This is a genomic window from Borrelia puertoricensis (genome assembly GCF_023035875.1).
Classification (GTDB): domain Bacteria; phylum Spirochaetota; class Spirochaetia; order Borreliales; family Borreliaceae; genus Borrelia; species Borrelia puertoricensis.
The window spans coordinates 530,779-553,245 of sequence record NZ_CP075379.1; the positions used below are offsets into that span (position 1 = coordinate 530,779).

At 28.6% G+C, this 22,467-nt stretch carries 19 protein-coding genes and 2 tRNA genes; 10 read left to right on the top strand and 11 right to left on the bottom strand.

Features of this window, described 5'->3' with window-relative positions; translation table 11 throughout:
- Positions 1 to 46: 46 nt before the first annotated feature.
- Entirely contained in the window at positions 47 to 1,021 is a 975-nt protein-coding gene (trxB, locus tag bpuSUM_RS02585) for a thioredoxin-disulfide reductase (protein WP_247065662.1), read from the top strand.
- A 29-nt stretch (positions 1,022 to 1,050) separates the two neighbouring features.
- Here the strand turns inward: trxB and rlmB are convergent, their stop codons facing one another.
- Genes rlmB through bpuSUM_RS02605 form a run of 4 tightly spaced genes read right to left on the bottom strand, consistent with a single transcriptional unit; the run spans position 1,051 to position 5,365 of the window.
- Positions 1,051 to 1,785, bottom strand: a complete 735-nt coding sequence (gene rlmB / locus bpuSUM_RS02590) for a 23S rRNA (guanosine(2251)-2'-O)-methyltransferase RlmB (protein WP_247065663.1) — start codon at positions 1,783 to 1,785, stop codon at positions 1,051 to 1,053.
- Between the two features lies 1 nt (position 1,786).
- On the bottom strand, positions 1,787 to 2,884 hold the full coding sequence (gene dnaJ, locus bpuSUM_RS02595; RefSeq protein WP_247065664.1) for a molecular chaperone DnaJ: 1,098 nt from the start codon (positions 2,882 to 2,884) through the stop codon (positions 1,787 to 1,789).
- Complete coding sequence (gene dnaK / locus bpuSUM_RS02600) at positions 2,884 to 4,782, bottom strand: molecular chaperone DnaK (RefSeq protein WP_247065665.1); 1,899 nt, start codon at positions 4,780 to 4,782, stop codon at positions 2,884 to 2,886. Before dnaK ends, dnaJ begins: the two co-directional genes overlap by 1 nt.
- A gap of 34 nt (positions 4,783 to 4,816) precedes the next feature.
- Positions 4,817 to 5,365: a nucleotide exchange factor GrpE gene (locus bpuSUM_RS02605; RefSeq protein WP_430644645.1), complete on the bottom strand. Its 549-nt coding sequence runs from the start codon at positions 5,363 to 5,365 to the stop codon at positions 4,817 to 4,819.
- Positions 5,366 to 5,690: 325 nt separating this feature from the next.
- Between bpuSUM_RS02605 and bpuSUM_RS10050 the strand changes: the two genes are divergently transcribed.
- The 3 genes from bpuSUM_RS10050 to bpuSUM_RS02615 all read left to right on the top strand — a co-directional run bounded on the left by bpuSUM_RS10050 (position 5,691) and on the right by bpuSUM_RS02615 (position 9,060).
- The gene (locus tag bpuSUM_RS10050; protein ID WP_430644646.1) at positions 5,691 to 5,807 is read left to right on the top strand and encodes a hypothetical protein; all 117 of its coding nucleotides are present in this window, start codon (positions 5,691 to 5,693) and stop codon (positions 5,805 to 5,807) included.
- Positions 5,808 to 5,933: 126 nt separating this feature from the next.
- A complete protein-coding gene (nadE, locus tag bpuSUM_RS02610) occupies positions 5,934 to 7,484 on the top strand; it encodes an NAD(+) synthase (RefSeq protein WP_247065666.1) in 1,551 nt (516 codons plus the stop codon).
- Positions 7,477 to 9,060, top strand: a complete 1,584-nt coding sequence (locus bpuSUM_RS02615) for a SpoIIE family protein phosphatase (RefSeq protein ID WP_247065667.1) — start codon at positions 7,477 to 7,479, stop codon at positions 9,058 to 9,060. The genes nadE and bpuSUM_RS02615 overlap by 8 nt, the downstream gene beginning before the upstream one ends.
- Before the next feature lie 65 nt (positions 9,061 to 9,125).
- Here the strand turns inward: bpuSUM_RS02615 and bpuSUM_RS02620 are convergent, their stop codons facing one another.
- A complete protein-coding gene (locus bpuSUM_RS02620) occupies positions 9,126 to 9,560 on the bottom strand; it encodes a hypothetical protein (RefSeq protein WP_247065668.1) in 435 nt (144 codons plus the stop codon).
- A 173-nt stretch (positions 9,561 to 9,733) separates the two neighbouring features.
- Between bpuSUM_RS02620 and bpuSUM_RS02625 the strand changes: the two genes are divergently transcribed.
- Both bpuSUM_RS02625 and bpuSUM_RS02630 read left to right on the top strand, forming a co-directional pair.
- Positions 9,734 to 11,488: a hypothetical protein gene (locus bpuSUM_RS02625; RefSeq protein ID WP_430644647.1), complete on the top strand. Its 1,755-nt coding sequence runs from the start codon at positions 9,734 to 9,736 to the stop codon at positions 11,486 to 11,488.
- The gene (locus bpuSUM_RS02630) at positions 11,481 to 12,266 is read left to right on the top strand and encodes a type III pantothenate kinase (protein WP_247065670.1); all 786 of its coding nucleotides are present in this window, start codon (positions 11,481 to 11,483) and stop codon (positions 12,264 to 12,266) included. Before bpuSUM_RS02625 ends, bpuSUM_RS02630 begins: the two co-directional genes overlap by 8 nt.
- Positions 12,267 to 12,574: 308 nt before the next feature.
- On the opposite strand, the gene bpuSUM_RS02635 is transcribed toward bpuSUM_RS02630, so the two are convergent.
- Genes bpuSUM_RS02635 through bpuSUM_RS02645 form a run of 3 tightly spaced genes read right to left on the bottom strand, consistent with a single transcriptional unit; the run spans position 12,575 to position 15,268 of the window.
- On the bottom strand, positions 12,575 to 13,381 hold the full coding sequence (locus bpuSUM_RS02635) for a TIGR02757 family protein (protein WP_247065671.1): 807 nt from the start codon (positions 13,379 to 13,381) through the stop codon (positions 12,575 to 12,577).
- A complete protein-coding gene (locus tag bpuSUM_RS02640; protein WP_247065672.1) occupies positions 13,368 to 13,979 on the bottom strand; it encodes a glucosaminidase domain-containing protein in 612 nt (203 codons plus the stop codon). Before bpuSUM_RS02640 ends, bpuSUM_RS02635 begins: the two co-directional genes overlap by 14 nt.
- A 2-nt stretch (positions 13,980 to 13,981) precedes the next feature.
- On the bottom strand, positions 13,982 to 15,268 hold the full coding sequence (locus tag bpuSUM_RS02645; protein ID WP_247065673.1) for a hypothetical protein: 1,287 nt from the start codon (positions 15,266 to 15,268) through the stop codon (positions 13,982 to 13,984).
- Between the two features lie 387 nt (positions 15,269 to 15,655).
- On the opposite strand from bpuSUM_RS02645, the gene bpuSUM_RS02650 reads away from it, so the two are divergent.
- From bpuSUM_RS02650 to bpuSUM_RS02665, 4 genes are read left to right on the top strand one after another with little or no spacing between them, the layout of a single operon-like run.
- Positions 15,656 to 16,414: an MBL fold metallo-hydrolase gene (locus tag bpuSUM_RS02650; RefSeq protein WP_247065674.1), complete on the top strand. Its 759-nt coding sequence runs from the start codon at positions 15,656 to 15,658 to the stop codon at positions 16,412 to 16,414.
- Between the two features lie 19 nt (positions 16,415 to 16,433).
- Positions 16,434 to 17,195 carry an exodeoxyribonuclease III gene (gene xth, locus bpuSUM_RS02655; RefSeq protein ID WP_247065675.1) on the top strand — a complete coding sequence of 254 codons (762 nt, stop codon included), beginning with the start codon at positions 16,434 to 16,436 and terminating at the stop codon, positions 17,193 to 17,195.
- A gap of 23 nt (positions 17,196 to 17,218) precedes the next feature.
- Entirely contained in the window at positions 17,219 to 17,965 is a 747-nt protein-coding gene (locus bpuSUM_RS02660; RefSeq protein WP_247065676.1) for a hypothetical protein, read from the top strand.
- The gene (locus bpuSUM_RS02665) at positions 17,962 to 20,784 is read left to right on the top strand and encodes a M16 family metallopeptidase (RefSeq protein ID WP_247065677.1); all 2,823 of its coding nucleotides are present in this window, start codon (positions 17,962 to 17,964) and stop codon (positions 20,782 to 20,784) included. The genes bpuSUM_RS02660 and bpuSUM_RS02665 overlap by 4 nt, the downstream gene beginning before the upstream one ends.
- Positions 20,785 to 20,807: 23 nt before the next feature.
- On the opposite strand, the gene bpuSUM_RS02670 is transcribed toward bpuSUM_RS02665, so the two are convergent.
- The 3 genes from bpuSUM_RS02670 to bpuSUM_RS02680 form a co-directional block, all read right to left on the bottom strand.
- Entirely contained in the window at positions 20,808 to 22,241 is a 1,434-nt protein-coding gene (locus bpuSUM_RS02670) for a hypothetical protein (RefSeq protein ID WP_247065678.1), read from the bottom strand.
- Between the two features lie 69 nt (positions 22,242 to 22,310).
- A tRNA-Glu gene (locus bpuSUM_RS02675) sits at positions 22,311 to 22,383 on the bottom strand.
- A gap of 7 nt (positions 22,384 to 22,390) precedes the next feature.
- Positions 22,391 to 22,463: transfer RNA gene (locus tag bpuSUM_RS02680), tRNA-Lys, on the bottom strand.
- Between the last annotated feature and the right edge of the window lie 4 nt (positions 22,464 to 22,467).

A 22,467-nucleotide genomic window follows, 5' to 3' on the forward strand; every position in this document is an offset into this window, starting at 1 on the left:
TTTATGTAGTGGTTTTAATAAGTGAAATGGGAGTTGAAGCATATTTATGTTAAAGTTTGAAGTACTGGATATAAAGAGGAGTAATAAAAAGGTTTTAAGATCAGAGATGAATTTTGTTGAGGATGTAATCATTGTTGGTTCAGGACCTGCGGGGATTACGGCTGGAATCTATGCTGTTATGAGTGGGTATAAGACAGTTATTTTAGAAGGACCTGAGCCTGGAGGGCAACTTACAACGACTATGGAAGTGTATAATTATCCAGGATTTAAAAAAGGTGTAAATGGAAGAGAATTGATGTTGAATATGAAAGAGCAGGTGATTAATTTGGGTGCTATCACTTATCTTGAGACTGTAACATCTATAGAAAAAAGAGATAATATTTTTTATCTCTTTACTGATAATTATGTTTATAAAAGCAAAGCTGTTATTATTGCATCGGGATCGGTACCTAAAAAACTTAATACTCTTAAGAATTCAGATTTATTTTGGAATAGAGGTATTTCTGTGTGTGCAATTTGTGATGGGCATCTTTTTAAGGGAAAAACAGTTGCAGTAATTGGTGGGGGTAACACAGCAATCTCTGAAGCTATTTATTTAAGCAAATTATCAGAAAAGGTATATGTTATTGTGAGAAAGGATTATTTGAAGGCTATTTCTATGTTAAGACAGAATGTTGAAAAATTACCTAATGTTGAGATTTTATATAACTGTGAGGCGATAGAAGTTAATGGAGATAATGTTGTATCTAGGATACAAATTCTTGATAAGAATAATTCTATTTTTAAATTGAATGTAGATGGGATATTTGTGGCTATTGGTTATAAGCCAAATACAGAGTTTTTAAAAGGGTTTTTGGAATTGGATGAGGATGGATATGTCTCTACTCAAGATATTGTTAAAACTAGTGTTGAGGGAGTTTTTTCGTGTGGTGATGTTAGTAACAAGCTTTATGCACAGGCTATTACAGCTGCTGCTGAAGGGTTCCTAGCTTCTGTTGAGCTGAGAAATTTTTTGGGATAATTAGGTATACATTGATTCTAAAAAATATGTTAAAGTAAGTTAAGTTGTCTTTTTATTTCAAATATTAAAATTCCTGTTGAAACCGATACATTCAATGAATCTATTTTTCCTGTAGTTGGGATTTTTACTAAAAAATCTGAATTTTCTTTTATTAATTTGTGTATTCCTTTGCCCTCATTGCCCATAATAAGTGCAATTTTGGTATTATTTATTTTCATGGTGTTTATTGCCTTACCTTCGATATCGCTGGCATATATCCAAAATCCATTTTTTTTTAAATCTTTTATTACATTATTTATATTTGGGACTGTCAATTTATTAACATATTGACTTGCGCCAGAGCTAGTGCGTAAGGTTGTTGCGTTGTCTTTTGCACTGCGTCTCTGGCTAGTAATTACAAGATCAATGTTAAATTGTTCTGATGTTCTAAGAATTGCTCCAAAGTTTTGAGGATCTTCTATTCCATCAAGTATTAAGATAAATATATTATTTTTATGTTGAAATTCTTTTAAGAATTTTTCTAAGTTTTTATCTTGTTTTTTTGTATTGTTGGATTTAGAAATTTTTAATTTTAATGCAAAACCCCTATGATTGTTATTGCCAATTATCTTAGCAAGATCATTCACTTTTATTATTTGAATGTTATAGTCTCTGGCTATTTTTTCAATATTTATGATTTTTGAACTTGTTTTTGAAATGTATAATTTAAGTCCTTTATTATTTTTTATGCTTTCAATTATTGAATTGGCGTGTGTAATATACATATTAAATTTTATTTAGAGTAACTTTATCAATATCATTAATTTCCTTGCTTAAATCTTCCAGTAGACGAGTGGCATTGTAACTTAGATTTTTAGGAGTTTTGATCTTAATAATCAAAATGAGATTTCCGAATTTTTCTGTATGTAGTATTGGCATGCCCTCATTTTTGATGATGATTTGTTCATCATTGTCTGTTCCCTTTGGAATCTTTATTTCAATCTTTTTTTCTGCTATTGTTTGTATTTTTATCTCTTTTCCAAGTGCTGCTTGAGTAAAACTTATTGGAAGAGTTGCGTATAAATCTTTTCCATTTCTTTTGAAAATTCTATGGGGTTTTATTGATACTCTTATGTAGAGATCTCCGTATTGTTGATTATCGGGATTTACGCTGCCTTTTCCTCTCATTTTTATTTGTTGAGAATCATCAATTCCTGATGGAATTTTAAGTTCGATTGTTTCTTTATATTTAAGGCTACCAGCTCCTTTGCATGATTTACAAGGATTTGATATTATTTTTCCATTTCCATGGCATTTAGGACATGTAGTTGTTACTCTAAAAAAACCTCCTCCTTGCATTATTCGGCCACTACCATTACACATGTTGCATATTGAAGGACTGGTTCCCTTTTCAGATTTTTTTCCTAAGCAAGATTCACATAACATATTTCTTGAGATGTTAATGTTATTTTTATAACCTAAATAAGCATCTTCAAGTGATATTTCTATTTGATATGTTATATCTTGACCCTGTTCATTTTGTCTATTTTTATCTTGTCCTCGTCTTCCAGTAAAGAATGAATCAAAGATATCTCCAAAATCTTCAAAAATGTCTGAGAATCCACTAAATCCACTAGAAAACCCACTAAATCCCCCTCCACCTTCAAAAGCTGTGTGTCCAAATCGATCGTATTGAGCACGCTTATTGTCATCTCCCAAGACTTCATAAGCTTCTGTTGCTTCTTTAAAAATAGATTCAGATTCTTTGTTACCTTTATTTTTGTCTGGATGATATTTGATTGCTATTTTTCTATATGCTTTTTTGATTTCATCTTTTGAGGCTCCTTTTGAGAGCCCCAAAATTTCATAATAATCTCTTTTCACTATTTCTTATCCTCATCAACAACTTCGTAATCAGCTTCTTTGCTTTCACTGCCTGCATTGTTTTGAGCATCGTCTTGATTTGATGAACTGGATTGAGCATCTTTGTACATCATTTCAGCCATTTTATAAGAAGCTTGTTGAAGTTCTTCTGTTTTTGATTTGATTAAAGCTATATCTGAGCCTTCTAGTGCGTCTTTAAGTTCCTTTTTTTTGTTTTCAATAGCTTCCTTGTCCTCACTTGTTATTTTTTCTCCATATTCTTTTAGAGATTTTTCTGTTTGGTAAATTAAGGAATTAGCTATGTTTTTTACTTCTATACTCTCTTTCAGTTTTTTATCTTCCTCAGCATGAGCCTCAGCATCTTTAACCATCCTTTCAATTTCGTCTTCAGATAGTCCTGATGATGATTCAATGCGAATTTTTTGTTCTTTTCCAGTTCCCATATCTTTGGCAGAAACATGAACTATTCCATTAGCATCAATGTCAAAGCTAACTTCTATTTGTGGAACTCCTCTTGGTGCTGCTGGTATTCCATCAAGAATAAAATTACCCAGTACTCTGTTTTGTGATGCCATTTCACGTTCACCTTGCAAGACTTTAATGTCTACAGAAGTTTGATTATCTGCTGCTGTTGAGAATACCTGACTCTTTTTGGTAGGAATTGTAGTGTTTCTCTCAATTAGTTTTGTCATAACTCCACCAAGGGTTTCAATACCTAATGAGAGAGGTGTAACATCAAGGAGCACCATATCTTTAGTTTCTCCTGTCAATATTCCACCTTGAATTGCAGCTCCTATTGCAACAGCTTCATCAGGGTTTACACCTTTATTTGGTTCTTGACCGAATATTTCTTTTACTATTTTTTGGATGGCTGGTATTCTCGTAGAGCCTCCAACAAGTATTACTTCGTTGATGTCAGAAGCTTTAAGTCCAGCGTCTTTAATAGCCTTAAGGCATGGTTCTTTTGTCTTTTGAACTAAATGATCTACCATCTGTTCGAATTTTGCTCTTGTGAGAGTGTGTTGTAGGTGTTTAGGTCCATTTGCATCGGCTGTGATAAATGGAAGATTTATTGATGCTTCTTGAGCACCTGAGAGTTCTATTTTTGCCTTTTCGGCTGCTTCTTTGAGCCTTTGAAGTGCCATTTTGTCGTTTGATAGGTCAATAGCACTGTCTTTTTTGAATTCAGTAATTAAATGTTTGATGATTTCATCATCGAAGTTATCACCACCAAGATGGGTATCTCCATTTGTTGATTTAACTTCAAAAACACCATCCCCAAGTTCTAGTATTGAGATATCAAACGTTCCACCACCAAGATCATAAACAGCAACTATTTCTTCATTTTTTTTCTCAATTCCATAAGCAAGAGCTGCAGCTGTTGGTTCATTAACGATTCTTTTAACATCGAGTCCTGCAATCTTCCCGGCATCTTTTGTTGCTTGCCTTTGAGCGTCATTGAAATATGCTGGAACTGTGATTACAGCTTCAGTAACTGTTTCTCCTAAATAGGCCTCAGCTGTTTCTTTCATTTTGGTAAGGGTTGCAGCTGATATTTCTGGTGGTGACATTTGTTTTTTTATATTGGAAATGTTTACGCGAGCATCTCCATTTTGTCCCTTTTCTACTTTATAAGGAACCATTTTGATTTCACTTGCAACTTCTTCAAATCTTCTTCCCATAAATCTTTTTATTGAGTATATGGTGTTTTCAGGGTTTGTAACCATTTGGTTTTTTGCTACTTGTCCTACAAGTCTTTCACCCTTGTTTGTGTAAGCTACAATTGATGGAGTAGTTCTCCCTCCTTCTGAATTTTGTATTACAACAGGTTTTCCGTGTTCCATGATGGCCACACATGAATTTGTTGTTCCAAGGTCAATTCCTATTATCTTTCCCATATAAAACCTCCTTTTGTATTTTTGATTTCTAATATTAATTTTTGCTTTGTGCAACTTTAACTTTTGCAGTTCTTAATACTCGGTTATTGTAGCAGTATCCTTTTTGGTATACTTCTACTATTTCAGGGATTTTAACCTCTTCTTTTTCTTCTATGCTTATTGCTTCATGTTGACTTGGATCAAAGGTTTCTCCCGGTTTGCCAAACTTTTTTAGATTATATTTTTTGTCAAAGCTTGAGAGCACTTCACTTTCAATCATACTAATTCCTGATAATAGAGTATCAAAATCTCTTGATTGTTTTGATGAATCTATTGCTCTTTCTAAATTATCAAGAAAATTAATTATATCTTTCATTATGTTTTCGTTTGCGAATTTAATAAAATTTTCTTTATCTTTTTCAAGTCTTTTTCTAAAGTTTTCAAATTCTGCTTGTTTCCTTAAATACGAATCTTTTAGATTTGAAATTTCGTTTTCTAATTCATCCACTTTGTTTTCCATGCTAGGACTGTCTTCATTTGTTAGTATGTCATTTTTTTGTTCTTTGATTTTTTCAGGTTCTTCACATTGTTCCTTTTCTTCCACTTTAGCCTCCTTTTATAAAGCATTTTATCTTTAAAGAAAATGTTTTACAAATTTTTTCTTTAAGGGATTTTTTGTGAATTTGGTTCGTTTTAATTATCTTTAAAAGAGTCGATTTTGACTATTAAGCCATAATAGTGTAATATTGATACATATTTCAAGATTAGTAAATTCTTATGTGTACTTTTTTGTCAAAATAAAAAAAATACATTGGTTGTTTTTTGTTTAAAGTTGTGTCTAAAGATTTGTTTTTAATATGTTTTAGGGGGTTTTTATGATTTTATGTGGTTTTAGATTAAAGTTTTCATCAGGTTTTTAAATTTCTCCCTTGGATTACATTCTTAAGATATTACTTATAGTTAATATAGCAAGTTACTGTGTTTATATAGAGCAATATCAGGATTTGGAAGTGCTTTATAGGATATATAAGCGTGGATTTATTTAATATTGGGATTTTTTTGTAATCAGTTTGCCTTTCAGGAGCCTGGAACAAATGATTAGATTAAAAAACTGTTAAGTGTGATTTATCATTTTCTTGTAATTTTTTCTGTTATTGCTTATTATTTACTTTGTGAAAATATGTATAGCGCAGACAAAATGTAGACTTTTTAAGTTTAATCATATTTTGGGTGCGTTTAAGAAAAGTTATGAGCATGCTCTTCAAAATAAGGTTGATATTTTAGTTTTTCCTTTTATTTTTATTGGGGGCATTGAGTATGCGAATTTGTTTCATAGAGCAGAATATTTGAAAAAAATTCTTGATGGCCTTGATTTTATAAAAGATCAGGTTGATGATAGACTTTGTGTTGTATTTGGACATTATAGTTTTTATGAGGGTAATTTATTAGATTGCGTATCAGTGGTAAATGATCATCAGTTTATTTTGACAACGAGAGAAGTCAATAAGCCGGTCTTATTTAATTATAAGGGTCAAAGTATTGCTGTCTTGAATTTGAACGATGATCTTTTGTTTCAAGGACTTGAGGACAAATTGAATGGGTCTTTCAGTAAAGCCGACTATCTTTTAGTTCCATCAAAGTCTTATTTTACTGGCGAGAAGAATAACTTAAGGCTTAAATTTTTCAAAGAAATAGCTATGAAAAATAATTTGGAAGTTGTTTATGCCAATTTATGCGGTGTTTATGGCTCTACTGTATTTGATGGCCTGAGTTTTTTTATTGATAAGTATGGAAAAATAAAACAGGCTAAAAAATTTGAAGACGATATTTTATTTAATGAAGAATTTCATGATTTAGAACTTGACTGTGAGTCTAAAATTTTTGATAAACTTATTGAGGCATTGATAATTAGTTTAAGAGAATATGTTGATCTCTCTGGTTTTGATAAAGTTCATTTAGGTGTTTCTGGAGGAATTGATTCTGCTGTTGTTGCTTATATTGCATGTGCTGCTTTGGGGGCTCATAGAGTTGTTGGTATTTCTATGCCTAGTAGATTTTCATCAAAGGGATCTGTTTTTGATGCGAAGGAACTTTCTAGTGAATTGGGATTTAAATTGATTGATATGCCTATTGAGAGCATGTTTCAATCTGTTTTAGAGTTTTTTAATGGGTATTTTAATACAAAGGGTATTACTGAAGAAAATCTGCAAGCCAGGCTTAGGGGGCTTTTTTTGATGTCTTATAGTAATGCAAATAAGTCTTTGCTTTTAAATACTGGAAATAAAAGTGAAATTGCTGTTGGTTATTGCACTCTTTATGGTGATACTTGTGGTGGAATTGCTTTGATTGGCGATTTATTTAAACGAGATGTTTATAATCTTGCAAAATATATTAATTTAAAAGAAGGTAGATCAGTTATTTCTGTTAATATTCTTTCAAAAGAGCCTTCTGCTGAGTTGAGACCTGATCAAAAAGACAGTGATTCTCTTCCCGAATATGAAATTCTTGATGAGATATTAAGTCGATATTTGCTTGAAAATGAACCTTTGGGATTACTTTATGAATCTTTTGGAAAAGAAGTGGTTGCAAAGGTGTTAGATCTTTATTCTAGTAGTGAGTATAAAAGAAGGCAAGGTTCTATGATAGTTAAAGTTTCTAGGAAAGCTTTTGGTGAGGATATTTTACTTCCTATTTCAAAAGTTGTGTTGACTGAGGATGAATAGTAATAATGTTATTAGTATATTAAATGAATTTAGTTTAAAATTAGAAGATATTTTCTTGCTTATCAATACTTATTCTTATGAACTTTATAAAGAAACACCTAGGTATTTTTATGATGATATTACAAATTGTCTTGAGTTAACTTTAGAAATTGTTAATAAGTTTCAGGGAGAGTTTGAAGGTTCTCAAGACTTAAGCTTAGGTAAATTTCTGATTAGAGGTATGAAATGTGATTTGGTTTCTTATTTGTATTTATCTTTGGAATTAATAGACAATTCTATGCATTATAGTGGGATTAGAGATGCTGGTATTGCTTTTTTTAAGGCAATTGCTTATAAGATCTCATCTATAATATCTTATATAGAAATTGAGCTTGAAAATGTGTTTCTCTCTTCTTCTCTTGCAAGTAAGCAAGCTTTAAATAAAGATGGACATAAGATATTGATTTTTTCATGTGATAGTATTCATAGTAAAAGTCTTACAGATTATTTGGTTTTAAGAGACTATATTGTTGTATCTTCAGATGCTGTTGATTTGTTCAATCAGTTACTCTGTAATGATTTTTATGATTTAATTATTCTTGATTTAAGTTCGTATGAAGATATACAGTTAATTTTAAATTTGCTTAAGAATATTAAAAATAATAGTCTTTATGAGATGATTCCTGTTATTGTTATTTCTCAAATAAGTGAAAAAGATATTATTCAAATTTTTATTGAAGAGCAAGTTGATGATTATTTTTTGAAAAGTTTAGATTTTTTGGTATTGGGTCTTAGGATAAGTAGTTTTATTGAAAAGAAAAAGATTATAGAGCAGGGACAAAAATATTTAGATCTTGTACTTCGTGGTAAGAAATATTTTGAGAGTGAACTAATAGAAGCTGGAAATTATATTGAGAATTTATTGCCCAAGAAGATGCAAAACGAATTTTTTAATTCTAATTGGATTTTTGTTCCATCAAAAAGAATCGGAGGAGATTTTTTTAATTACTATTTTGTTAATGATGATAATTTAATAATTTATTTGATAGATATTTCAGGTCACGGGATAGGTTCTGCACTTTTATCTCTTAGTGTTTCAAGTGTTATTAATTCTTATATCATGGATAATAATGATATAAGTCCTTCTGAAGTTTTAAGATATGTTAACAGGTATTTTGTTAAGTTTAAAAGTGATATGTTTATTACGTTATGGTATGGTGTTTTAAATGTAAAAACAAGACATCTAAGGTTTTCATCAGCAGGAGCTCCGCCTGCTGTTGTTTTAAGTGCTAAGGATAATATTTATCTTCCAACAAGAGGAACAATCCTTGGGATTGAAGAGATGTATTCTTGTGAGGAGAATGAATGTATATTGAGTAAATTTTCACATCTTTTACTTTTTAGTGATGGTGTTTATGAGGTTGAAAATGAGCAAGGTGTAATAATGGCTATTGATGATTTTTATAACATATTGGAAGACAATACATATGATTTGGATGATTTTATTTTAGTGAGTCTTTATAAAAAGATGTTAAATTTATCAAGATATAATGCGTTTAGAGATGATTTTTCTATTTTGGAGTTTATTCTTAATTAATGGGTAAACTTTCAAAGTTTTGTGACTTTTGAATTTAATAGCTTGAGATATTTGTTTTTAGTTTCTTATTTCTTTACATTTTTTTTATATGTTTGTTTATCTTGTGTTATATTTGAGCTGTTAAGAGATTTTAATAGTTTTTTTAGTGTCCAAATTGAAAACTTGATATAAAGTTTTTTTATAGGATTTTTTGTATTTTTAAGTAGTATTTTTAGAGATTCCATATTCATTATAGTTATTATTTCTTTTAAAATTTTTGACAAGTTGTTAAAAATCTTAGAACCAACTTTGTGTCCTTCTATGATGAAGTTTTGAAGAATTATTTGATCTTTTTTTTGTAATCTTCTCATGTATAATTTCAGTATTCTTTCTTGTGAATTCATTATTTCTGCATTTATTTGTTCTTGTTTTTTTGATAATTTTTTTGCTTCAATAATAGGTTTCTTGGGAAGAGATTTATATGGATTTGTTCCTGGGATATAGTTTTTTGGAATCTTCATTTATTTTTTTTACTCCTATTTATATTGACTGTGCATACTTCTATTTAAGTTTATTAAGTTTTTTGCTTTTATACAACTGATGTTGATATTTTAATTCTTTATTATTAATATTTAATGATATGAATAAATATTGTGGTTTAAGTTTTTTTTACTTGTTAATTGGTATTCTATTTTTGTTTTTGATTGTTTTTATTCAGTTTAGAGATTTAAGTTCAAATGTATTTTTATTAAAGGATTTAAAATTTTTAGTTAACAATAAGGTTGAAGGTAGTCAGTATGTTTTAGATAGTCTTATCCTTAGTATAAGGGGTATTAAGATAAATTTATCTAAAACCAAGCCAATTATTGTTCCTGCAAATGAACTTCATCTTTATCCCATTTCTTATAAGATTCAGGATAATGCAATTCATGTTTATTTTGAAAATAATATTTTCTTACTATTTTCATTTGATTCAAATGAAAACTTTAATGTTAGTTCAAATCTTTCTAAAAAACTACTAATTAGTTATGAAGTTGAGAGTGATTATAAAATTTTATTTGATGAAAATGTTATTATTAAGGGTACAGATGGTCATTTTGAAGTTGCTTTGGGAAAACATAGTCAAATGAATGAGAGAGAAATTTCAGTTAGTCCTCAGGAAGTTTTTCAGATCGGAAATTTGGTTGAAAAATTTCAAACCCCAGATAAATTGATCTCTAGAGAATCTTCTAGGGATATTCCTCTAGACATAAACTCACCTGTTGTGTATTCATTAATTAAGAAGGTAGGTAAAAAAATTCTTGACTTAGCATTGCTTGAATTTAGAAATAAAGCCTATGATGCATGGAGTCATAAGTCAAACTTTAGTGTTAAAAAGGGTGGATGGCGTAGAGGTAATGTATATTCTTTTGATGAGGATATATTTATTTATCTTTTAGCTGAGTCTTTTACAAGACCTGATTATGAAGCTACTTTTTTAAATCTTAAGTCTTTAATTGACCTTAATGAAGAGCATTTAACATATTTAAGTGCAAGTTATTATGTTAATGCAGAAAAACTTGATAAATTTTTTCGCTATTTGTCTGTAAATGAAACTTTTATTAATTCTCTTGAGTCGGATAAGCTTTTAAGATATTTAAAAGAAGATGCATATCTTTTGGAGAAAATTTTTTTATCTGAAAATATTTCCATTTTAAATGGTGCATTAGATATTTTAAGGAAACCGGAAGTGATATTGACTTCTGGATTTAGTTTAACTCAGGCTTATAATGTGCTTTCTAATTATATTATATTCTTGCAGTTTGATAATGATAGTTTTGTGCTTAAGAGACTTAGGGAAGAGTTAACTAAATTTGTATCTACTTTATTTTCTGTAACTAGTCATGGAGAAGCGTATGTTTCTGATAATAAGGATGACTTGTCTTGGGATTTTGAATATACACTTAAGATTGCTGGCTTACTTAAAAGACTTGCTTTCCAATTAGGTGATGATTTAATTTTGGAATTTGCTTTTAATGCTATTTATTATTCTTTACTTAAACCTGATATCGAGAAGATTCCTTATGAAAATTATTATGCTGATATTGTTGATAATGATCATATTCCGAAATTTAGTTTATTTCCAAGTCTTGGGATTGGACATTGGATATATGGTGCGTCAAAGATTGTAAATTTTAATTTTTCTAATGCGTTTTATTCTATTGATTTTAATCGTAATTTAAATTCCCCTGGGTATTTCTTTTTTAAAGGTATTTCAAATCCTACTTTGGTTAAGTTTAGGAATATTAATTGGTTTACAGATCCGCAGTTTTACATATATTCTGATGGATGGAGATATTATTCTGATAATAAGATATTGGTTTTAAAAATAACGCCTAAGAAGTCAGATGATATGAAAATTCTCTTAAGATTTGATGATGTAAAGGTACTTAAGGATATTGATGAGTAAACTTGTTGCTTTCGCTCAGTTAATCATTGATATTGGAAACACCAGTATATCTTTTGGGTTATATGGACTGGATAAAATGCAGGTATTTTGTAAGCTTAGCACAAAACGTGATTTAAGTTTTGAGGAGCTTTATGAGTTTCTTAAATTTAAATTTGATTGCAAGGTTGATCAAGTTTTTGTAAGTAGTGTTGTGCCAGTTATTGATAAGGTACTCATTAATGCAATTGTTGCTCTTTATAAGGTGAATCCTTTATTCATTAGATTTGATTTAAATTATGACTTAAGTTTTGATCTTTATAATACTAATCGATTTGTATTAGGGTCGGATATTTTTGCAAATCTTGTTGGGGCTATTGAGTATTATAATATTAATGATGCTTTAGTAGTAGATCTTGGAACGGCTTGTACTATTTTTGCGATTAGCAGAAAGGAAGGCATACTTGGTGGTCTTATTAATGGTGGGCCTTTCACAAGTTTGAGTGCATTAATTGAAAATGCATATCTTTTAACAGATTTTGATCTTGCAGTACCAAAAAAATTGCTAGGTTTATCAACTGTTGACAGTGTAAATAGTGGTGTGATTTATCAGTATAAATATTTAATAGAAGGTATTTATCATGAGCTTATGCGTAATTATGATAGGAAATTTAAATTGATAATTACAGGTGGAAATTCTTATTTGGTTTTACCTTTAATAAGTTTAGATTTTGTATCAAATTTGTATTTAACCCTTGAAGGCATTAGGATTTTGGGCAATGCTTTTAAAGGTGTTTATTAATGTTTTTCTTGATAAAGATTTTTATGTCGTAATTATTAAATACTATTGTATTGTAAAGATAAATTTAATTTTTCTTGTTAAATAAATTTAGAGATTCTTTTGTGTATTGACTTTTATATTTTTATCACTGAATTTATTTTCATTTTTTCTTTAGGTAAAATCTCCTTGAGTAATTGTTTAATAGCATTTACTTGCGATTAAAATGTTTGTTCTTATTTGAGTTTTTTTGATATGTATTTTATAATTAATTTAAATTTTTCGGAATTTTCGTAAGTTTTTGCAGTATTAATATTTTTAATGCCTAGTATTTAAAGTTTGAAAATGTTTGTAAATAGTTCTTCTTTATTAAATTCTCTGTTTATTCCAAACCTGGTTAAAGAAAAATCATATTTTACAGGATCATCTTTATTCTCTTTTGCAAAATGTTTTGTTACTTCTATTGCTTTTTTAATACTTACATTTTTTTTGTTTTTGAGATTAAATAGTTTTGATGAGATATTTGTCATGTGCGTATCCATTGGAACTATTAAATTTGATGGGCTGAATTTATTCCAAATTCCTAAGTCAACATCATCTTTTCTTATCATCCATCTTAAGAATAGAAATAGTCTTTTACAGGCACTTCCTCTTGAAGGTTTTGGAAGTATTATGCCAAATGGGTGTCCATTGATGTTTTCCATTTGTGTTATTAGGTCGTTTAGGCTTGATATGAAATTTTTATTTTTTTTGTAAATGTTATGAAGTAAATTTTCAATTGTTAAGTATTTTTCTTTTACTTTTTTAAAAGACATTAATAGTCTTACAATATCTTCTGTTTTGAAAAATCTATAAGTAAAATCTTTGTATATTGTATCTAATTCTTCTTTTTTAAGCGTTTTAAGTGTTTCTGAAGGTTTATTTCCAAGTGGTTTTAAAACAGATTCAATTGCTGTTAATATTCTCTCAACTCTTCCTAGTGCGAGTGATGAGCTAATGAGACCTGCCAGTTCGATGTCTTCTTTTTCTGTATATTTGTATAAAAATTCTAGTGGATCTGGATGAACAAATTTGCGTTTATTGTATTTATTGTATATCCATTCTAATATGTTTAATGTAGTATCCTTATTTTTTTGCATTGTCAGATTCTAATAGTCCAAGCAATATTTTCTTTAACTTTTTATCATAAAACTTATCTTTGGCCCATTTTCCTGTAAGATCGTATATTGTTGGAGCAGATCCTCTTTGCACAAGATAAAATCTAGGATCAACCATATTCGATTTTATGTTTTGTCTTGAAGCATAAGCTTTTAAATGTTGAATATGAGCTCTTATTCCTTCTTTGATATTAGAAAAAGAGTTTCCCTTTGTAAAATTGTCAGTAGCTCCTATACCTGAGAAGTTGTGTTGCTCTTTAGAGACGATACCATTGAATTTTAAAATTCCCGTTTCAAGTAGCATTTGAGCATAGGCAATATCATAATTTATTCCTTCAATTATGGCCTCATCTATATAAGTTTGTGCAATTGTTTTAACATATTCTGATTTAAGATAAGGATTCATTTTCAATGTGTATTTTACAAGATCTTCTACTTGACTTATTCCTTTACTTAGTAAAAATGGAATGTACTTTTCTTTTTGTATTTCAGTGTTTATTTCAATTATTTCTTCAATGCAGTAACTCTTTACTGTTAGTAATGTCAGACATATTGTTAACAGTATAAATTTTTTTTGCATTTTTAAGATCCTCTGTCCTCAATAAATTGATTGATTTTGTTGGTTATAAAATCAAATCTTGGTAGCATTAATTTTTTGTCTTTAAAGAAATTGAAACTTTCTAAATAACTTCTACTAAAGATGAAATCAGAAATTTCACCAATATGATTCATGTTTATTACTTTTATAGAGGATGGATCTATGTCTGTTTTTTGCCATGCATTTTCATCCTGCTTTATTAGTAGTTGCAATGTTTTTATTTTTGAGCTTTGAGGTTTTCCACCGATGTTTATATATTTTTTTATTTGTTTGTTTTTACTAATGATTTCATTTGCAATATTTGCTTGATTTCCCATTGTAATTAGGGTTAATTGATTTAGATCTGTTTTTAAATTTAGAAATTTTAATTTTTGAGTTGATTTAATAAGTTCAAGAATATTTTGAATCTCTGTAACTTCAGATATTTTGTCTTTTCTGTCGCTGAAAATTTTGATAGGCTCTATTAAATACTTAATAGTCGTGTTAGAAATGTGAGCTAACAATCCTGCATTTTTATTTTTAATAAAATTATGAGTATTTATATATCTGTATTGTGGGGCGTATAGATATACAATGTTTCCTTTTTTAACCAATCTGTTTACAAATGATTTAAACATTGAATCATGAGAATAAAAGGGAAGTATAACTAAGATACTATCATACAGTTTTTGATTGTCACTAATTGGAGCATCTTTATATACATTTTCATATTTTGGCAGATAGTTCATTTCATTTATGAAGAATGGATTAAAATCATAATACAAAAAAGGATTTTGACTTTTAAATCCTAAGGTAAGACTGATTGGATACCAAACTGATAGATTTAAATTATTCTTGTGATCTTTAACTTTTGTAAATCCTATTTTGTAGGTAGAATTGACATCTTTTTGGTAGTCTCTAAATAACCCAAGGTATGAAAATATTGTTGTAATTAGTATTACCATTATTGATGGTAGTACTATCATTATTTTAAATGGGAGAGTAAAAATAATTCTTTTAAGTTTATTATCTTTCTTTTTTGTTCGTCTTCTAAGAATTATTGTCTTTATGGTTTTCATTGTAGTTGCTATTAAGAAAAATAAAAATATGGATCCTGTATAGAACATTAATGGTCTAATCTCTATGAGATATAGAGTAATTATAAAGAATATTCCTGGAAAAATTATGAAATAATCCTCGTAAGAAAATTCTCTTTTAAAATTGAAGAAATTTATTATTAAAAATATACTAAAGCTTAGTAAAAATATTATTTCATAAGATTGTTCATGCATAAAAAGTAATTGTTTCCTTAAATAATTATAAGCATAAAAACTCTATTTACAAAATAATTTATTGAGTTATAAATTAGATTATTATGATATAATGTGATTTATAACTCAATAAGTTAATGAATTGGTATTTATCTTGTTTGACTTTAAAGTACTGATTATAACTTTTTAAATTTTTATTTGAAAATATAAAATAGGAGTTATAATTAATTGATATAGTTTATAATTTCTTTTTCTGAATGGTTTGTGATATAATACCTTAAAATCTGAATTGTAAATGGTTTAAACTTTGTCTTTTTTGTTTATTATTTCTTGTTTAATATATTATTTTCTTTTATCATTTGTTTTTATTGTGGTAGAATTAGGTTCTTTAAGAGGCAATGGTGGTACATGTTGGGAATCTTTTTAGGAACTGGTTCGTCAAGTGGTGTTCCTATGTTGAGTTGCGATTGTAGAGTATGCAGTTTAAATTTTGGTAAAAACAAGAGGTTTAGGAGTTCATTTTTAATCAATTTATATGGAATGAACTTATTAATTGATACAGGTCCTGATATCAGAGCACAGCTTTTAAGAGAAAATATCGTTAAGTTAGATTTGGTATTGTATACTCATGAGCATTATGATCATATTATGGGTCTTGATGATATTAAATTTTATACGAGAGGTGTTCCTTTGCCTATTTATGCTCGAGAGAGTACAATGAAACATATTAGAAATGCTTTTCCACATAATTTTTCATCAAAAGTGACTATAAGTGGGAAAGCAAATATTATTCCTAATTTGGCGATGGATTTACAGCTAATTTTTTTTAGAGGAATAAAGATAATGCCCATTCCTTTATTACATGGGGATATAATTAGTTTAGGATATAGAATAAACAATTTAGCATATCTTACGGATGTTAAATTTATTCCTGAAATTTCTTACAATTATTTAAAGGGATTGGATGTATTAATAATAGATGCTTTAAGGCTTAAACCTCATCCTGGACATTTGAATTTTGATGATGCTATTGTTGAGGTTAAAAAAATAGAGCCTAAGATTGCTTATTTTACGCATATTTCACATGATATAATGCATGAAGAATTCGATTATCTAAAGAGAGATAATATTTATTTGGCTTATGATGGTCTTCAGATACATGTTTGATTTGAATTGGTAAATAATTATGAATTTGATTTCTTGGAATGTCAATGGAATAAGAGCTATTTTTGGTAAAGGTTTTTTTGAGTTTATTGAGAAGTATAATCCGGATATTTTATGTCTTCAGGAGACTAAAGCTTGTAAAGAACAGTTACCAAAGGAGCTTATTAATATTGAAGGGTATTATTCATATTTTTCAAAATCTATAATAAAGGGTTATAGCGGGGTTGGTATTTATTCAAAGGTTGAGCCTATTAAATTAGAAAATATGAATGTAGAAATATTTGATAGGGAAGGAAGATGCCTGATTGCTCATTATCGTGATTTTATTCTTATTAATGCGTATTTTCCTAATTCTCAATCTTTAAGAAAAAGACTTCCTTATAAGCTTGAATTTTTAATGAGTCTTGAGTCTATTGCAAATACATTTGTAACTTCTGGAAAAAGTATTATCATTTGTGGTGATTTTAATATTGCGCATACGGAGATTGATTTAGCTAATCCTAATACCAGCAGAGAATCTGCTGGTTTTTACATTGAGGAGACTACTTGGATGGATAACTTTTTAAATGGAGGTTATGTGGATACTTTTAGAATGTTTAACATGGAGCCGGGTAACTATACCTGGTGGGATTATAAAACAAGGGCAAGGGAGCGTAATATGGGCTGGAGAATAGATTATTTTGTTGTAAATGAATTTTTTAAATCAAAGATAAAAGATGCTTTAATTTTGAGAGAGGTCATGGGTAGTGATCATTGTCCTGTTTGTTTAGAGTTAAAGCAGTAAAGTTATATGTATGAGAGATGTATATGGGTAGATATTTTATAACTATTCTGATTTTTTTTGTTCATGGTTTTAGTTTTGGGATTAATTTAGAGAGTATTGATTTTTATCGCAGTCTTGAGAAGAAAGATCTATTATTTGTGATCCACTTGTTGGAGCGAGAGAGATATTTAACTCAAAAGAATGAGCTTTTTACATATATTGATTTGGCTAAGCAGGTTTTATCTGAAATGGGTTTTGAGGTTTTAAGTGGTGGTAATAAGTTGGATGGTATTCAACATATTAATACTCTACAACGTCCAGAAAATTATAATAGTTTGAAATTTGTCTTAAAAGCCTCAAAATCTTTAGACATTTTTGTTTACTTTGATGATAATGATGGATTTTTGAAAACTTTAGATGGGCGGAATGTGGGTATTCAAGATGGTAAGTTTATGATTTTAGAGCCAATATCCTTTAAAAGTTATGATAGCTTATCAAATGATCATACTACTATTGAAATTTATGAGATGAGTATTGAAAATCCTGATTTCAGTAAATTTGTTTTAGATAAATTGAAACCTTTTGTTTATATTGGGGAATTGAATAAGAGAGTTTACTTTGATGATATTTCAAAGTTATCTAAAGGAGAACTTTTATTTTTATTTTATGAATTGTTTCCTCTTGCTAGGTTAAAGGGTATTAATGATTGGTATGATTTTGGATTTTCGTCTATTCTTAGAGAAATAAAAAAAATTTATAACGTAAAAATCAACTCAAGGAAAATAAAATGAAATGTAAACATATTGACAATATTAGCATATTAAAATTTATCTTTTTAATTTTGGTCTTTCTTTTTTTATCTTGTTCATCTTCTAAGTTAAAGGTTGATAAAAACTTAGTAAGTGGCCAGCTTAAAAATGGACTTAAATATTATATTTATGGCAATCAACTTCCAAGTAAGGCTGTTCATATGGGAATTTTGTTTAATGTTGGCTCTTTAAATGAAGAGGAAAATGAGAGAGGTTTGGCGCATTATCTTGAACATATGGCTTTTAAGGGTACAACAGATTATCCTGGTAGTGAGGATATTTTGGAAGTTCTTAAAAAATTTGGGATGAAATTTGGGGCTGATATTAATGCTTATACTAGTTTTGATAAAACTTATTATCATCTTGATTTGCCAGATGGTGGTAATGAGTCAGAGATTGATGAGGCCTTGAATGTGTTAAGGAATTGGGCTTTTCAAGTTAAATTTGATGAGGTAGAAATAGATAAAGAGCGTAATGTTATTCTTGAAGAGAAAAAGCGTAGAGAGAATTATGCTGGTAGGGTCGCTGAAAAAATATTTGGGGTTATTTTTAATAATAGTAAATATGCAGTCAGATTCCCTATTGGACTTGAAGAGAGAATTTTATCTTTCAAATCAGAAGATTTTAAGAGATTTTATAAAAAATGGTATAGACCAGATCTTACCAGCATCATTATTGTGGGAGATATTGCCCCTGATAAAATTGAAAAGAAAGTAAGAGAACGATTTGCATCGTTAGAAAAACCAGTAAGTGAGCCTGAAAGGGTTAAAATAAGTTTGGATACTATTATTGATAAAACTTTTGTAAGTATAGAAGATATTGAGACACCATTTCCTAGTATGAATTTTGTTGTTAAAAAGGAGATTGAGAATGATTTTAGCACTGTTGATGATGTTAAAAGATTGGTTGAAAAAACCTTATTAGACGAGCTTTTTGTAAATAGATTTTATGAGTTAAAGATCGCTGGAACAAATTATTTTATGTCCTTTGATAAATTTGATTCACAATTTAAATCAGATGATAATTATATTTTAATTAATGAAATTTCTTTTAAAATTAATCCAGAGCATTTTAAAGAAGCTATTGAAGGATTTTTTTATGAAATTGAGAGAATTAAGAGATTTGGTTTTACAAAGGGGGAAATTGATAAGATCAAATCTAAGCTTATAAGTTCTGCTAAACTAAACAAGGATAATGTCAATAAGCGATATTCATCTAGTATTGCGAATACTTTAGTAGATGTGGCGTCTCAAGGTTATTTGATGTTTGATATGGATGAGTATTTTGATATTTTTGTTGATCATCTAAATAAAATTAGTTTAAAAACAATATCAGATTTTGCCAGAAATGAAGCATCCATAGATGATATGGCTATTATTTATTCTTATTCTAAGAAGTATCATCCTAGTTTAACTTTTGAAGAGATAAAAGAATTGCGTAATTTTGCTTTAGAGAGAGAAATTAAACCTTATGATGATGTATCTATTCAAGGAAAATTCTTTAAAAAATCTTTAGAACACAAAGATATTATTGATGAGAAAGAATTGTTTGATGGGATTTCATCCTTTATGCTGGAAAATGGAGTTGAAGTTTATTTTAAACATAATGAGAATAAGCAAAATATAGTCGATTTTAGTGCATCTTCTTGGGGTGGTTTGTTAAGTGAGAATGCTGAGCTTATACCTATTTTATCTTTGGCTCCAAGAGTAGTTTCTAGTTCAGGGTATGGAGATTATTCTCAGCTTCAAATTGAAAAATATTTGTCAGACAAGATTGTAAGTTTATCACCAACAGTTGGTGATCAAATGACAAGTATTAATGGTAGTGCTGATATTAAAGATCTTGAAACTCTTTTTAAGCTTATATACTTTACCTTTAATGATTCAAAGATAGATGATGTTGTTTTACAAAGTATCATTGATGATGTAAAAGCAAGAATTAAGAGTAGAGAAAATAGTTCTAAACATCTTTTTTACGGTGCTGTTGAGCGATTTTATAACAATGATGATTATCGTTTGAGAGATATTAAAGAATCTGATTTGAAAAATGTATCTAAAGATATTTTTTTAGATTTTTATAGAAAAAGGTTTACTTATGCAAACAACTTCAAATTTGTCTTTGTAGGAGATGTTGATTTAGAGACAATAAAAAATCTTTCAAGTAAGTATTTAGGTAATTTAAGTTCAAAAAAATTAAATGAGTTTAGAGATTTGGATTATTCTTATAAAAACAGCACGGATAGAATAGTTATAAGAAAGGGTGAGGATTCAAGTAGTCTAGTGTACATTTTGTATCCTTTTAAGTTCAATTATACACCTGAGAATATTTTGAATTATGAAGCTTTAGCATCGCTATTAACAGAAGATCTTGTTAAAACCGTTAGAAGGGAAATGTCTAGTGTTTATTCAATAGGAGTCTCTTTTGATTATTTACTTAGAAAACATTCTAATTCGGATGGTTTTATGACTGTGTATTTTACGGTTGAACCTAAAGTTTTAGATAGTGTATTGCAGGTTGTTAATGAGTATATCTTGAAAAAACAAAAATCAGATTTTGTAGACAAAGATTTTGATTATGTTAAGAAAAATATTATTAAAAATAATAGTATTCGTTCTGAATCTAATGGGTATTGGCTTTCAAAGATATTAGGTTCAATTCTTTGGTATGGTGCTTTAAAAGATACTTTCAGTGCTAAATTTATTGAAAATACTTTAAATAAAGATATGATAAATCTGTTGTTTAAGAAAATAGATTTTAAGCAAGGGGCAGAGATTATCTTGCTGCCAGAAAAGGATAATTAATTTGAAATTTTTATTAGCATATATCATATTTTGTCTTCAAAAAGGATTAATAGTTCCCCGGCTATTAGTCCTTTTGCTTTCCATAATAATTCTTCCAATTTTATAGCCCATTTTTCATATCTCTTTAGTCCAAATTTGGGAAAATATTTGCTGTTAATCAAATATTTTGCAATATCTTTTTTTGAAATTTGAGTGGTATAGGTGAAGAATTCGTTTATTATTAAATATTGAGATTTAACATCATAACCTTTATTGTCTAAAAATTTGATCCAGGATTTTTTGTCTTTAGATGAGACATTTTTATTCCAGAAATTAGAGATTGCTTTATTGAAATTATTGTCTGTGAAGAAATACATGTGTAAGATTTCATGCATAAATATTGTCATTTGATCTGTTTTTGATATAGTTTCATCTTCTGCATAAGTTGCAAATGCAATATTTCTTGATTTATCTTTTATTTTAATTGTATTGTTTTCAATATGTGCTAATTTATTGATTATAACTAAGTTTTTTAAAATTATTTCTTCTTTATTTAGTTTGATATTTGATTTTTGTGCTACGTTGAAAAACGTAATTATATCTTTAAGTCTGTAATTGTGGCCTTTCCATCCTACTTTATTTTTTAGCTCGTTGTTTGATAATAACATTCCCCTAAATCCTTTTTTTTCGATAAAAAATACAATTCTTTTTAACATTAAAGATTGATAGTTTAAGTTTTTAAATTTTAGTACATATATGTCAGGTTCTGCTATTAGCTTAAATAGCTCAAATGAATCCCTTCTGTAATTTTCTTTTTTATAATTAAAGATGAATTTTAAATCAGAATTTATTGGTTTGTTTATATCGTAGTAATCATTCATGTCAATATATCCAATTTCGCTTATTTGAATCATATTGTTGTTTTTAGTAAATTTTATTTCATCATTCTTATTTTCTAGTGATGTGTACTTGATAAAATTAGATAATACTATTTTTTGAGATTCTTTTTCTGAACATAAGTTTGTGATCATGGGACTTAATATTATTTCTTTTGCTTTAAAGCCTATAATGGGAAACATATTATTGTTAAGATTAAATTTAATAAAATATTCATTTTGACTGATTAATATTTTAAATTTTTGAGGATTTGAACTTGCTGTTTTACTCTTTGAATTTTTTATTACAATGTTATTTAGATTAATGGATTTGATATTATTCATTTTGATTTCTATTGTTAATATTTTATCTTGATTAATGATTTTTGGAATATTATATGAGTAATTTTTGTCTTGAGTGTTGATTTCTATGCTTGCATTTTCATTGATCTGAAGATTTAGTACAACGTGATTTATTTTGTCTTCATCATAGTATATTTTTTTTTGATTGTTATGGCTGATCGGGAATTTGATTTCTTTTTTGTTTGCGTATATTATATAGAAACTTGTTAATAAAATTAATACCGCTAGGATATTTTTCATTATTATATTCAATTACTACAATTGTATATAATAATGAAAAATAGAGAATCTCATGGAGTTCTCTATTTACATCCTCTAGGGGAATTGAACCCCTGTTGCCAGGATGAAAACCTGGAGTCCTAGGCCACTAGACGAAGAGGACGAAAAATTGAGCTCAGTAGGGCTTGAACCTACGACCCTCGCCTTAAAAGGGCGATGCTCTACCAGCTGAGCTATGAGCCCTTAA

Excerpts from the sequence above, each read along its gene's own strand:
- trxB (WP_247065662.1), top strand. The coding sequence starts at position 47 with ATGTTAAAGTTTGAAGTACTGGATATAAAGAGGAGTAATAAAAAGGTT.
- rlmB (WP_247065663.1), bottom strand. The coding sequence starts at position 1,785 with ATGTATATTACACACGCCAATTCAATAATTGAAAGCATAAAAAATAAT.
- dnaK (WP_247065665.1), bottom strand. The coding sequence starts at position 4,782 with ATGGGAAAGATAATAGGAATTGACCTTGGAACAACAAATTCATGTGTG.
- bpuSUM_RS02615 (WP_247065667.1), top strand. The coding sequence starts at position 7,477 with ATGAATAGTAATAATGTTATTAGTATATTAAATGAATTTAGTTTAAAA.
- bpuSUM_RS02620 (WP_247065668.1), bottom strand. The coding sequence starts at position 9,560 with ATGAAGATTCCAAAAAACTATATCCCAGGAACAAATCCATATAAATCT.
- bpuSUM_RS02630 (WP_247065670.1), top strand. The coding sequence starts at position 11,481 with ATGAGTAAACTTGTTGCTTTCGCTCAGTTAATCATTGATATTGGAAAC.
- bpuSUM_RS02635 (WP_247065671.1), bottom strand. The coding sequence starts at position 13,381 with ATGCAAAAAAATAAGGATACTACATTAAACATATTAGAATGGATATAC.
- bpuSUM_RS02640 (WP_247065672.1), bottom strand. The coding sequence starts at position 13,979 with ATGCAAAAAAAATTTATACTGTTAACAATATGTCTGACATTACTAACA.
- bpuSUM_RS02645 (WP_247065673.1), bottom strand. The coding sequence starts at position 15,268 with ATGCATGAACAATCTTATGAAATAATATTTTTACTAAGCTTTAGTATA.
- bpuSUM_RS02650 (WP_247065674.1), top strand. The coding sequence starts at position 15,656 with ATGTTGGGAATCTTTTTAGGAACTGGTTCGTCAAGTGGTGTTCCTATG.
- xth (WP_247065675.1), top strand. The coding sequence starts at position 16,434 with ATGAATTTGATTTCTTGGAATGTCAATGGAATAAGAGCTATTTTTGGT.
- bpuSUM_RS02660 (WP_247065676.1), top strand. The coding sequence starts at position 17,219 with ATGGGTAGATATTTTATAACTATTCTGATTTTTTTTGTTCATGGTTTT.
- bpuSUM_RS02665 (WP_247065677.1), top strand. The coding sequence starts at position 17,962 with ATGAAATGTAAACATATTGACAATATTAGCATATTAAAATTTATCTTT.
- bpuSUM_RS02670 (WP_247065678.1), bottom strand. The coding sequence starts at position 22,241 with ATGAAAAATATCCTAGCGGTATTAATTTTATTAACAAGTTTCTATATA.